Annotated in this window: 11 protein-coding genes; 2 read left to right on the top strand and 9 right to left on the bottom strand. The window is 28.0% G+C overall.

The features are described 5' to 3' along the window. Positions 1–357 precede the first annotated feature (357 nt). The 3 genes from B2P65_RS17230 to pckA all read right to left on the bottom strand — a co-directional run bounded on the left by B2P65_RS17230 (position 358) and on the right by pckA (position 4399). Positions 358–1137 carry a serine hydrolase gene (locus B2P65_RS17230; RefSeq protein WP_346849209.1) on the bottom strand — a complete coding sequence of 260 codons (780 nt, stop codon included), beginning with the start codon at positions 1135–1137 and terminating at the stop codon, positions 358–360. Positions 1138–1551: 414 nt separating this feature from the next. Next, entirely contained in the window at positions 1552–2649 is a 1098-nt protein-coding gene (locus tag B2P65_RS17235; RefSeq protein WP_346880633.1) for a hypothetical protein, read from the bottom strand. Positions 2650–2824: 175 nt separating this feature from the next. After that, positions 2825–4399 (bottom strand): phosphoenolpyruvate carboxykinase (ATP), encoded by a 1575-nt coding sequence (gene pckA / locus B2P65_RS17240; protein WP_346849211.1) that lies wholly within the window; start codon positions 4397–4399, stop codon positions 2825–2827. A 387-nt stretch (positions 4400–4786) separates the two neighbouring features. Between pckA and B2P65_RS17245 the strand changes: the two genes are divergently transcribed. Both B2P65_RS17245 and B2P65_RS17250 read left to right on the top strand, forming a co-directional pair. Next, positions 4787–6136, top strand: coding sequence for a Mur ligase family protein (locus B2P65_RS17245; protein ID WP_346849255.1), 1350 nt, complete (start codon positions 4787–4789; stop codon positions 6134–6136). 15 nt (positions 6137–6151) lie between these two features. Further along, positions 6152–6874 (top strand): type 1 glutamine amidotransferase, encoded by a 723-nt coding sequence (locus B2P65_RS17250; RefSeq protein WP_346849212.1) that lies wholly within the window; start codon positions 6152–6154, stop codon positions 6872–6874. An 81-nt stretch (positions 6875–6955) separates the two neighbouring features. Here B2P65_RS17250 and B2P65_RS17255 read toward each other — a convergent pair whose 3' ends face one another. The 6 genes from B2P65_RS17255 to B2P65_RS17280 all read right to left on the bottom strand — a co-directional run bounded on the left by B2P65_RS17255 (position 6956) and on the right by B2P65_RS17280 (position 13341). Further along, positions 6956–8215 carry an XRE family transcriptional regulator gene (locus B2P65_RS17255; protein WP_346849213.1) on the bottom strand — a complete coding sequence of 420 codons (1260 nt, stop codon included), beginning with the start codon at positions 8213–8215 and terminating at the stop codon, positions 6956–6958. A 15-nt stretch (positions 8216–8230) separates the two neighbouring features. Next, complete coding sequence (locus tag B2P65_RS17260) at positions 8231–9544, bottom strand: helix-turn-helix transcriptional regulator (RefSeq protein WP_346849214.1); 1314 nt, start codon at positions 9542–9544, stop codon at positions 8231–8233. A 199-nt stretch (positions 9545–9743) separates the two neighbouring features. After that, the gene (locus B2P65_RS17265) at positions 9744–9914 is read right to left on the bottom strand and encodes a hypothetical protein (RefSeq protein WP_156964390.1); all 171 of its coding nucleotides are present in this window, start codon (positions 9912–9914) and stop codon (positions 9744–9746) included. 167 nt (positions 9915–10081) lie between these two features. Further along, positions 10082–10993, bottom strand: coding sequence for a viroplasmin family protein (locus B2P65_RS17270; protein WP_346849215.1), 912 nt, complete (start codon positions 10991–10993; stop codon positions 10082–10084). 25 nt (positions 10994–11018) lie between these two features. Continuing rightward, entirely contained in the window at positions 11019–12020 is a 1002-nt protein-coding gene (locus B2P65_RS17275) for a YkvA family protein (RefSeq protein ID WP_346849216.1), read from the bottom strand. Positions 12021–12282: 262 nt separating this feature from the next. Further along, the gene (locus B2P65_RS17280; protein ID WP_346849217.1) at positions 12283–13341 is read right to left on the bottom strand and encodes an HD-GYP domain-containing protein; all 1059 of its coding nucleotides are present in this window, start codon (positions 13339–13341) and stop codon (positions 12283–12285) included. Position 13342: the final 1 nt, after the last annotated feature.

Genomic DNA, 13342 nt, shown 5'->3' on the forward strand with positions numbered 1-13342 from the left:
AACATTTTTTTAAGAAGTTTTCCTCTTAATTTCTTGTTGTTTTCTGCCGCATCTCTCAGCGACAAGACTTATCTTATCATGATATGATAGCTTGTTTTTTTATAATAACCGCATTATGTTAAAAGAAATACATATTTCTTTTATTTCCTTATAATAGCTATATAATTCTATTACTGATACACCAGGCAATATTGTTACCAACGATTTCAGTGTTCCTTGATTTCTAATGATTATAAGTTTAAAAATCAAACTTAACTTTGCCTTTTTCTTTAAAATTACATTGCGAAATTTTAATAATTTAATATCAAGTTGAAGAGCGTGGACAAAATCCACGCTCTTCAACTTAGAGATATTATATTAATTCCAATCCTTATCAATAATATCAAACATCATTTTCCCAACTCTTGCTAAAGAACTAACTCCATAAACATTAGATGGTAAATTTCTTGACATAACAACAAATACAAAATCACCTTTTTCTAAATTTAATAACACAATATCATTTTCTATTTTTTCTAAACTTCCTGCTTTATGTGCCGTTTTAACCTTAAAATCTTTAGGCCAATAAAATGATATCCCTGTGGTTAATTGATTCCTCCTAATAACTTCTAAGATAAATTTACTATGTTCTCCATTTAACACTTTCCCCTTGCTTAATAGTGCTAAACCTTTACATAGATCATAGCTTGTAGTTATATTTTCATTATCGAAGTCTTCTTTTTCACCTGATGGATATTTTTTTATAAATGTAGATGTTAACCCCATATCATGAATGATACTGTTTATCCTATCTTTGCCTATAGTGTTTATAAGTTTACACGCTGCTGTATTATCACTTTGGATAAGCATTGCAACTATTAACTCTTTAATACTATATTGTCTACCTTCTAATTCATGTATAATACCAAAAGATCCCGAAACCTTATCATCATTTGTTATTGTTACTAATTGATCTAAAAATATATTAGTAGATTCCACTTCTTTCATTACTGCCATAGCAATAGGAAGTTTAATACAACCAGCAGCTACCATTTTAAGATCTTCATTAAACCCATAAGTATAATCGCTTTTTAAATCTGCAAAATAAAAACTATATTCCCCTTCTCTTGTCTCTAAATAACGTTTGATTTCTTTCATACATACCCTCCACATGCCAAATGGTAATATCAATTTATAACTAGCTATATTATAATTTTCTTTATATATTATGTCAAATTTCTGACTATTGTAAAAAATCAATAAAGTGATATACTTTTTAGATTATATCACTTTATTATTCATACCAAATAAGTTAATATACAGCACTTTTATGGTGTAGTATTTTAATTGTAATACATAAATGCTTATTACACATTTATATAATCCCTATATTATTCATTTAAACGTCTTATATTTACAAATACTTAACTTATTTATTTTATTTTTATATTATATATAAGCTAAGTAACTATTACCTCAAAATTGTAAAAATCAACAATTATATTCCTGCACACAAAGCTTGTGGAAAGGTAATGTAATCTACGTCCCTAGTTTTCTCTTTTCCCCTTTCTTCTATTTCTTTATAACCACCTGTCGTAAGGGATTAGTACCGTCTAATGAAATTTCTATAGTTGTAACACCTTTTTCTATAGATAAATTATAATAGGTGTCAACCTTAATAAAATCTCCATTATTTACTCTAACATAAAACTCCTCAACCATTAAACTATTCATAAATGCTCCTAAGGTAAATTTTATATAGTTATCATCATCTTCCTTTACACTAGTTTTCGCAAATATAATAGTAGGAATTTTATCTAACTCATTATTCACTTTTTCTTCATAAGGATTAATATTAAATAAAGATTCATTATCTACAAATATAGTTGGTGGAATATAACCTTTAGAAGTTTCTAATTGAGCATCCATAACATCTTTTACATATGTTATATATGAGTTTATTATAGATCCCTCATATTTACTGTTATCAATTCTTATACTATAAGTACCTAGATGGTTATTTAATAGCTTTATAGACTTTTTATCTAAAACTCCATCTTCACTACCGCTAACCTTAAGCTGGGATAAATCTTTCTTTAAAACCTCAATGGCACTTAAAGGTTCATCACCCTCTTTAAAATATCCACCTGTAACCACATCAAACATTATCCACTTATTAAAATTAGAATCCCATACTTCTAATACAGAGTAGTTTCCATTTAATCTATATTCTCCAACTCTAACCTTTATACCTATTGAAGATAACAATTCTTGAAGCACTGTATTATAATCCTTTTGTGAAACTTTTTTACCCGACATTAGAATTTTTAAAAGCTCTTCTCCATCTTTGTTAGTATCCATATCTGAAAGGGTTATTTCCCCTTTTTCATCTAACCATTTGTTTATATCTACACATTTCATAATTTCACTAGTATTTTCACTAACTAAAGTCTCTACTTTATATTTACTTTTTAGGGTAGCTATTTCCGCTACAGTACTATCAATGTAATAAAACTTTATATTATTTCCTGAATATAAATTATCCCATTTTTCTACTTTAGCAGTATAATCATGTTCTTTGTCTCTTTGACTAAACATCCAAAATCCTACAACACTTAATATTATAACTAAAACACCTAATCCTATATTTTTTCTTTTTCTAGCTTTCAACCCATTACTCCCCTTTACATCTGCATATTGTTATATTTATATTCTATTATAAACTTTTTTCCAATAAAATAAAAGTTTTCTATACTTCATGACAAATTTTCATTCTTTAAATTATTCTATCTCTATATAAAGAAAAGAAACTCATTTTAATCTGAGTTTCTCTTCTTTATAATCACTATTTATTACATCCAGGTGCTGCCTTCAATATATCTTCACTTACGCTATCAAATTTTTTAAAGTTTTCACGGAATTGTTTAACAAGCTCGTACACTTTCTTATCATACTCTTTTTTGTCTTCCCAAGTATTTTTAGGTTTTAATATTTCAGATGGTACATTTGGAACCTCTTTAGGTATAAGAACATTAAAGTTTTCATCCTTTTCGAATTCAGCATTTCTTAAATTGCCTTCTATAGCAGCCTTAACCATAGCTCTAGTATAAGATAAATTCATTCTTTTACCTACACCATATTCTCCACCAGACCATCCAGTGTTAACAAGATATACTTCTGTATTATTTTTTATAATTCTTTCTCCTAATAGTTTAGCATATACTTCTGGTTTCATAAGCATAAAAGGTTCACCAAAACAAGCAGAGAATGTAGCTTTTGGTTTAGTTATTCCTCTTTCTGTACCAGCTAGCTTACTAGTATATCCAGACATAAAGTGATACATAGCAGCTTCTTTAGATAATTTAGATATTGGTGGTATTACACCAAAAGCATCTGCAGTTAAGAATACTACTGTATTAGGATTTCCACCAACTCCACTTATTTCAACATTTTCGATAAAATCTATAGGATATGCTCCTCTTGTATTTTCAGTTAATGAATCATCATCAAACATTGGTCTATTACTCTCATCTAAAACTACATTTTCTAGTAATGCACCAAATTTTAAAGCGTTATAAATTTCTCTTTCCTTTTCTTTATCTAACTTGATAGTTTTTGCATAGCACCCACCCTCAAAGTTAAATACACCTTCATTACACCAACCATGTTCATCATCACCAATTAATTTTCTATCCGGATCTGCAGATAAAGTCGTCTTTCCAGTTCCAGAAAGTCCAAAGAATACAGCAGTATCGCCATCTTCTCCGATATTAGCTGAACAGTGCATAGGGAATACACCCTTTTTAGGTAATAAGAAGTTCATTATAGAGAATATTGATTTCTTAATCTCTCCAGAATATTGACTTCCACCTATTAAAACAATCTTCTTTTCAAAATTAATTATTATAAAGGCTTCAGAGTTTACTCCATCCTCTTTTCCTTTAGCTTTAAAACCTGGTGCTACAATTACATTAAACTCAGGTTTAAAACTTTCTAATTGTTCTTTTTCATATCTTCTAAATAATTGATTAGACATTAGAGCTTGTGATGCCAATTCATTGACAACTCTTATATTCATGCTATACTCTTTCATTGCTCCAACATAACCATCAAATACATATAAATTCTTAGTAGATAAATAATCTATAACTTGTGAATATAAATTATTGAAAATTTCTTCTTCTATGGGTAAGTTAACCTCTCCCCAGTTAATTAAATCATTTACACTTTCTTGTCTTACGATAAATCTATCTTTAGGAGATCTTCCTGTATACTTTCCTGTTTTTACAACAAAAGCTCCACTATTAGCAAGAATTCCTTCTTCATTTTTAATAGCATGAGAAACTAACTCAGCATAGCTTAAATTTCTATAAATTTCCTTATCAGTATTAATTTTTAAATTATTTAAGTTAAAATCCATTTTACTACCCCCAAATATCTTCTAGGAATTAATGTAACACATTTTTTTAATTTCCTAATATTATAATACTACTTTTTTATAAAAATGCAACAAATATTTTATTTTTCTTTATTAAATCATATTTTATTCAGAATTATTGCAAGTCGAACTTCATTATACTGCATTTTAAATATTGTAACGGTATATAGTACATCACTTTTATCGAATTTTGCTAACTTTTAATATTTTTTTAAATCTAAATTAATATTTAAAATCATCCTTTCATTTTCAATTTAGAATGATGTCATTAATGTAGATATATGTTATAATATAAAATTGATATACTTATAAATACTTAAATTAATTTATTAAAATAACTCTGAGAAATATTTAAAGGATGTGTGAAAAATTAAGATAAATTCATTTATAGCTATAGTCACTTCAAAAATTATATTAAAATTAAGTACCAAATTATTCAAAGGGGGTTCAAACTTTCCTGGCAAAGTCGCTTTAGCCTTAGACAGAAGTATATTATCAACAGTTGCTAAAGGTTATAAAGTAATTTTAATCACAGGTACTAACGGTAAAACTACAACCACTAGCATGATTTATAATATTCTTAATAAAGCCGGTAAAAATGCTATAACAAATAATACTGGAGCTAATATGAATACTGGAATAGTTGCGTCTTTCATTTCTAATTTCAAATTTTCTAATAAGAATAAAGATATGTACGCAGTTATCGAAGTAGATGAGGCTTACCTTAAATTCATAACAGAATATATAAAACCTGAAATAATTACTGTAACTAATCTATTTAGAGATCAGTTAGATAGATATGGAGAGGTACATACTACTTATAATAAAATTTTAGAAGGAATACATAAATCTCCTCAATCTCTACTTGTTCTAAATGGCGATGAATCTCTACTAGGTAAAATTGATGCCAATAATCCTGTAGTTTACTATGGCTTTAATGTTCCTATTAAAGAAAATACAGTTTTAAATGTAAATGCAGACAGCAAGTTCTGTAAATTCTGTAAGACTCCTTATAGTTACGAATTTATTACTTACAATCATCTAGGAAAATACTTTTGTGCAAATTGTGGGTATGAAAGACCTGAACTTAAATATCATATTGATGAAGTAGCAGCTTTAACTACCGAAGGCTCAGAAGTTGTTGTTAATGAAGAAAGTTACTTTATAAATCAATCTGGAGAATATAACATATATAATGCTATTTGCGCATTATCTGTAACACTAGAATTGGGTATAGAATCAACTTCAATTAAAGCATCTTTACAAAACCAAAAGAGCACTTTTGGAAGGCAAGAGAGTCTAAATATAAATGGAAAAGAAGTAAAAATAATTCTTGTAAAAAATCCTGCTGGTTATAACCAAGCTATAAACACTTTGCTTCTTAATAATAAACCTATAAATTTAGTATTGATGTTAAATGATAATTATGCCGATGGTACAGATGTTTCATGGATATGGGATGTAGATTTTGAAAAATTAAATTCACTAGAAATAAATGATATTATAATCTCTGGTATACGTCTTTATGATATGGCTGTAAGACTAAAGATTGCTAATCTTAAAGAAGAAAACTTTAAAATCTGCGAATCCGATGATGAGCTTATAAATAATATAATAAGTGCTGAAGCAGAAACCACATATGTACTTGTTACATATACTGCTATGTTACATCTTAGAAAGTTATTGCACAGTAAAGGCTATATAAATAAAATTTGGTAAGGTTAAGGTGAGTTTATGGAAATTAATATATGTCATTTATATCCTGATTTATTGAATGTTTATGGTGATATTGGAAATATTCTAATTCTTAAACATAGGGCTGAGAAAAGAGGAATAAATGTTATAATAAGAAACGTATCAATAGGTGATGCATTTAACCCTGAAGATTTTGATATAGTGTTCTTCGGAGGTGGTCAAGATTATGAACAGTCCATAGTTTCTAAAGACTTAGTAGAAACTAAGAAACAAGGGATTACCGATTATATAGAATCTGGAAAAGTATTTATATGCATATGTGGAGGATATCAACTTTTAGGAAAAACCTACGAAACTTCTACAGGTGAGATTTTAGAAGGATTGGGTATATTAGATATTTATACCAAAGCTTCTAATGAAAGATTAATAGGCAATTCAATTATATATAATGAATTCTTTAATGAAACCTACGTAGGATTTGAAAATCATTCAGGTAAAACTTACATTGGTGATTTAAAACCTCTTGGTATAGTGAAATACGGATTCGGTAACAATGGTGAAGATAAAAAAGAAGGTTGTGTTTATAAAAATACTTTCTGCACTTATTTTCATGGAAGCCTACTATCTAAAAACCCCGAGCTTACAGATAGACTTTTATCTTTAGCCATAAAAAATAAGTATGATGAAGTTGAACTTTCCCCTTTAAATGATTCCTTCGAAATTAAAGCTAAAGATCATATTATAAAAAGATTTATAAAATAAAAATAGGTTGTTTCAAAGTGATTAAAAATCATTTTGCAACAACCTATTTTCATATTAAATCCTGATAAATAAAATTACTAACTAATAAAAACTTTTATCCATCTTAAAGGCCAAACTAAAATATTTTATTGAATCATTAACATTTCCCATATCATGATACATGGTACCTATCTTCATATACCTTTTACATATTTCACTCTTAGTTCCATATTTCATCAGAGCATCTAAAGAAAGCATCATATACGTTTCAGCCATTATATAATTCTTCTTCCTTTCGAATATCATGGCTTTATAGTAGTATGCTTTTTCCATTATGGGAACAAGCTCTAGTTCAATAGATAAATCTAGGACTTCTTCTATATAGTTTAACACTAAATCGTAGTAACCATACTCTATCAAACTTTTAACCCCATCAATTAAAAATTCACATAACTGCTCTTTATCACTTCTTGGATATTCACTCAATGCCCTTTCTACATAGTCTAAAGCCTCGTCTTTAATTCCATTTTCAAACATAGCTTTTGCAAGATCATAATACGCTCTTGCTTTTTTATCTAGCAAGTTATCATATCTTTTTAAAGCTTGCTCTTCATAGTATTTAACTTCATCGCCACCTAAATAAATTTCTATAATAGCTAGCACTTTATATATTTCTGCATTTACATACTCATTTTTATTAAATGAAAGTATTTCCTTTAAATCTTCACTAACTTTTTTTGCTTTAATTATATTATTACACATTATATAAATTACTACTTGATTATAAGTTGCCTTTATATATTCTACTGAGTCTTTTTTATCTAATTCAATAAGTTTCTTCCTTACTGTTGATATATAACTACCCGCTTGAGAGCATTCACCATTAGTATATAAATATTTTGCTATATACATATAATAATTAATATGTAAAATTTCATCTTTAGACTTTTGACAAGAATTATAATATCTAGGTATAGTAGTACTTAATTCTGCTGACATACCGTGATTCAAATAGTATTCAAATAGTATTTGAAATAGTTTACAACTCAAATCGTAATAGTGATACTTTTCTGCATAATCTACATTGTATAGTACATCTTCTAAAGAAATTAATGGCGTCATAGAATTAAATTTTTCAATATTTGCTTCTATCTGTTCTCTTACACCATGTTTTAAATACTCCATATCTAATCCAAGCTTATCTACAATAATTTCTAGAATCCAATCTTCTGGATCAACCTTATTGTTTTCTATACAACTCATTTTAGAAACGGAAATTTTATCTTCACATATATCTTTTAAAGTTAGACCTTTATATATTCTGGTCCTCTTTATTTTTTCTCCAGCCGATAATATTTCCATAGTTATCCCCCATTTTTAAAAATCCGTTAAGCATTTTGTTTCTTCAAGAATCTTAACCCCTTCATCTAAATATTTTCCAGCTTCTTCTTCTCTTCCTAAGTCCATGTAGAATTTTCCTAAGGCAATAGCAATTTCAGCACTTTCCTTATGATAATTCATTTTTTCTGTATAGTTTAAAGCATCTATTAAAGTTCTTTCTGCTTCTTCATACTTCTTCTCTAGTAACTCAATTTTATATTTAAGAATATGGTACTTGTACATTAAAGTACAATCTGTTACACTTAAATTTTGCATATTAGATACTATCTGTTCTAGTACCTTTTTTGCATTTATTTCATCTTTTAATTTTATATAGTTATTACAAATCAACATTAAAGTATTAACAGTAGATTCCTCAGAAAGCCTTTCTTTAATAGCTTTAGCATCTAAAAGATATTCAAAGGACCTGTCTACATATCCATATTCTGAAAACATTTCTCCTAACCCTGACATTAAATCTGTAATTAAAATACTTTGTTGTCTAGTTCTAAAGAGATTCAAACTTTTTTCAGTGTATGCAATAGCCTGGTTTAAGTTACCCTCTTTAAACCTTACTTGTCCAATCTTCATAAATGATTCTCCATAGTTCCTCGAATCCTTTAGTTTTAAAAGTTTTTCTTCAGCATATTTCATATACTCTATTGCTTCTTTATCAATTCCCATTTTATTAAGAGTTTTGCTTATGTAATAATAAACCTTACCCATAGCAACTTCATTATATACATCACTTTCTTCAAACACCTTCTCTGCTTGTTGAAAATAGCTATATGCAGAATGATATGCATCAAGTTCAAGAGTAATTTTGCCTAGAAGCATAAATACTTTAATAATTTCGTCACTACAATTATATTTAATATATATATTATTAGCTGAAAGTAGTAACTCCTGAGCTTCATCATATTCTTTTTTCTTTTCATGTATTAAGGCTTTTAAATACAAATTAGTTGCCATATTTAATTCAAGATCATATTTTTCAATATATAAAAATGAATCTTCTAATGCCTTCCAAGCTATCTCCAAATTATTATTTAATATATTAGATTCCGCGATATTTTGATAGTATATACAAATCTTGCCTGCTTGCGTTTCTTCAGTCTCCATAAGGTGTTCTACCGAAACTTTTAATGCACCTGCTAAATATTCTAACAAGTCCATGCTAGGATTAGATTTACCTGATTCAATTAAACTTATTTGACCAGCAGTTATTCTATCTCCAGCCAGATTTTTTAGAGTTAAATCAAGCTCCTTTCTCCTTTTTTTTATTTTTTCTCCTAAAGATAAAATTTCCATAAATTCATCCTCTTCTCTTAGCAAATGCTTCCTAATTACTTCAGATAATTATACCCCTATATTGTATCATAAACAAACAAAATACACAAAAATAAATGTCTTAAATTTTTATTAAATGTGCGTTAATTTAATCAGTTTTATTGTATTATATTAAACTTTATTTAAAATAAAGATAACTAGAGCAGAAAATCTGCTCTAGCTATCTTAAAGGAACCATTGCTTTATTAAACATATCTTCAGCTCTATGTTGAAATCTCTTAGCCTTTTTCCTTAATTTTCTTTTAGTTCTTCCATCCATTGAAGGCATTACGTAATTAACAGCTAAGGCTAAACTTGCTATCAACACCATAATCTTTAATAACATTTTCATAAAATACACATCCCTTCTCATTGTATACTTATCCACCTGGAATTCCATAGAATTTTCCATATAAATAAATATTTTAGGTTACAATAATATTTACTTATTCATAATTAGTAGATCTTAAGTATGTTTATAGGATGCACATATTTCTAATTTATATGCCTATAATTAATTTATTTTAAGTTTTGAATTAATTCTAATATAATTTTATCCTTAACCTCTATAGGTACACATTTTAAATATTTTTCTCTCTCATTTATATCTATACTATTTAAGTGTTCTATTATTCTGGTAATGTGATATTTATCTTCAATTCCTATATTACTATGAACATCTAGAGACATAACGTTACTAATATTTTTCTTAATAATTTTAGAAAGTTTATTTTTAACGTCACTAGTAGCAACCCTTAAAGTATTATTTTCAACAGCTTTATCTACTACAGAATCAAATTCTACCCCAGCACCACTTTTTGCCAACTCATCTGCAATATCATTATATAAATCATTAGTATGACTATCTACCTTAACAAATATAATGTTTATATTACCTTCTTTTTTTAACTTGTTAATAACTTCATAGTATTCCTTTGATAAAACTGTATTTCTCTCCCATGCGCCTGTTGCATGTTGACAGACTCCAGCATAATCATAAAATAATACTATTTCTCTATAGTTATTATCTAATGCATATTTTACACCATTTATAGCAGCCTTCAGCTCTCCATTTACTTGCCTTTGATTGCACTGATTATTCTTGCCTCCACCATAGTTGACATATGTAATTATATCCTTTTCAACTACAAGTACCCCATATCCAAACTCTTCTGTAGATATGTTATAGCTTCCATCAACATATATATGAGGCACATCTAAAGGATAGTTGTCCACACCTTTCTTTAATTCTGAACTATTATCTAAATAATCTTTTGCCTCTTTTTCTGTTAAAAAACTCTTATATATAGCACCTTTCGCTCCTTTTACATAGGAAAGACACTCACTCCAACTTTTAACAATAATATTATTAACGTCTACATTATTATTAAAATCTCTTCCTTTTTTTATCGCATAATATTTAGTTGCCATAATAACCCCTACCTTAAACGTAGATTTATTTAGTAAAAAATACTATAGACTTTTTTATAGATATTCTTACTACATCTACCATTTTTCTTATTTCTTTTGCTCCAAACTTGTCATTTAGTAAAGTCATAGCTTCTCTAGAAACCTCTATAATATTGCTCTGGCCTTCCCAATTATCAAGAATTATTTCTTCTGGAATATCACAAAGCACCTTTTGAAGTATAAAGAATGTAACTGCTAAATCATCAATCTTACCTATAATAGGTAATGTATCTGGTAATATATCTAAAGGAAACAAAAGATATCCTAAAGCAATAGATATATTAAACTTTACCTCTTTTACTACTCTTTTGTCCTTATATAACCTCATAAATAAAGCAATTATATCTGGTATCATCACTACATAGGGATACATCTTTTCATATTTTGCAGAAAATCTTTCTTTAAATTCTTTTCTAAACCTTCTATAAGTATACTCTTTATGATTATCTAAATTTTTTTTATTAGATTCTACACTGGAAATTGGCACTTCTTCTTTTTTTTCTTCATTTTTATCATTAGATTTATCATTTTCATTTTTAAAATTAAAATTACTAACCTCTGCTTCAAGACCATATGGGATTATAGATAAATCTTCTAATTTAAAATCAACCATCGGTATAACTTTACATAACTTGTATAAATCTATAATTATCGTATCATCAGTAAACTCTATGCCAAAATTAGCTACTTTTGAGCTAATTACTTTTAATGCCACATTTACAATGCCTTTAAATATTTTAAGACTTTTTACATTAATTTTATCTATACTTAAATATAGTTTATTATTCTCAACTTTGTTTATAGATATATCAACAGAAAAAGGAATAGATACTTTATGCTTATAACTTCCAACTACATTAATATTTTTATCTACTAATATTTTGTCAATTTTAAGTCCTTCAACGGGTACATAGTCTCTTAATACATCTACAACAATACTGTATAAATCTTTTTCTGTTATTGAAATCTTTATATTAGATATCTTCATTTTACTTTACCTCCAACTGTACTTTAATCATAATAGAAACAGAGTTTCTTGTTTCAGATGGGGTTTTTACTCCCTCTGAATAGACATCCTTATCCAAGGACGTAGCAACTCCTTACCCCCACCTTGAAGAAGATGAAAGTATTAGAGCTGGTAGTCATCGGGTAAAATATATATACGCCAAATTTCTATATCAAAACCAAAAGGACATACCTCAATTATACAGCATAATTAAAAACAGTACATCCCTCAATCTATATATTTATTAAATTACACATTGGATAATTAAATTAATTTTTTCCAACAAATTAATTTCATAAAATTTTACTGGTTTTCTAGTTTCATGATCATATAGTACTCTTATTATAGGCCTATCGGGGAACCCTTTGTTCTGACTTATAACATACCCTTCTACTCCATTAGAAAGTTTAACACAACATCCTAATGGATATACTGAAAATGTTTCTTTAAATGTGCGTACTAATTTTTCATCAAACTGACTTCCTGATCCAGAAAGTATAAGCTCATAAGCTTGATTAGGCTCAAATTTTTTTCTATAGCTTCTATTACTAGTTACCGCATCATATACATCGCATATTCCTACGATCTTACCAAATCTTGAAATTTGATCCCCTTGCAATCCATAGGGATATCCTTTTCCATTAATTTTTTCATGATGCTGCTCCACTCCTTCAATTGCACTAGCTGGAATTTTATAATTTTTACTCAATATTTCTCCACCATAAATTGGGTGTTTCTTCATGATTTCAAACTCCTCATCAGAAAGCTTCCCATTTTTATTAATTATACCTGCAGGCACTTTTATTTTTCCTACATCATGCAACATTCCACATATACCCAAATCTCGCACTGCCCACTTTTTCATTCCAAGGCTCATTCCTAAAAACACTGACATGATTCCAGTATTTATACTATGCAAAAATGTGTAGTTATCATGAGTTTTTACATCATTTAAACACTTATTCACATCTTCAATTTCCATTATATAATTCAATAACTGATCCATATTTTCTAAATATTCATCTCCACATGAACCGACTATACTTCCTATACCCCTTGATATGTTCTTTAAACTTTTAATAGTGGCTTGTTTTAGTATTATTAGCTTCTCATCTACTACGTCGATATCTTCTAATCGTTCATCCTCAAGATAAACATAATATACTCCTAGCTCTTCAAGTCTTTTTATGTATACACTGTTAAGACTCATACCAGCTTTTAACAATATTCTTCCATCATCACCATATACATGTTTACCAAGTATATCTGATTCATTAACTCTACATATATGTTCTAATCTCATG

It is taken from the genome of Clostridium sp. UBA3061, from assembly GCF_002367465.1.
Lineage (GTDB): Bacteria > Bacillota > Clostridia > Clostridiales > Clostridiaceae > Clostridium_J > Clostridium_J sulfidigenes.

Coding starts and splice junctions, on each gene's coding strand:
- B2P65_RS17230 (WP_346849209.1), bottom strand. CDS start 1,137: ATGAAAGAAATCAAACGTTATTTAGAGACAAGAGAAGGGGAATATAGT.
- pckA (WP_346849211.1), bottom strand. CDS start 4,399: ATGGATTTTAACTTAAATAATTTAAAAATTAATACTGATAAGGAAATT.
- B2P65_RS17255 (WP_346849213.1), bottom strand. CDS start 8,215: ATGGAAATATTATCGGCTGGAGAAAAAATAAAGAGGACCAGAATATAT.
- B2P65_RS17280 (WP_346849217.1), bottom strand. CDS start 13,341: ATGAGATTAGAACATATATGTAGAGTTAATGAATCAGATATACTTGGT.
- B2P65_RS17260 (WP_346849214.1), bottom strand. CDS start 9,544: ATGGAAATTTTATCTTTAGGAGAAAAAATAAAAAAAAGGAGAAAGGAG.
- B2P65_RS17250 (WP_346849212.1), top strand. CDS start 6,152: ATGGAAATTAATATATGTCATTTATATCCTGATTTATTGAATGTTTAT.
- B2P65_RS17275 (WP_346849216.1), bottom strand. CDS start 12,020: ATGAAGATATCTAATATAAAGATTTCAATAACAGAAAAAGATTTATAC.
- B2P65_RS17265 (WP_156964390.1), bottom strand. CDS start 9,914: ATGAAAATGTTATTAAAGATTATGGTGTTGATAGCAAGTTTAGCCTTA.
- B2P65_RS17270 (WP_346849215.1), bottom strand. CDS start 10,993: ATGGCAACTAAATATTATGCGATAAAAAAAGGAAGAGATTTTAATAAT.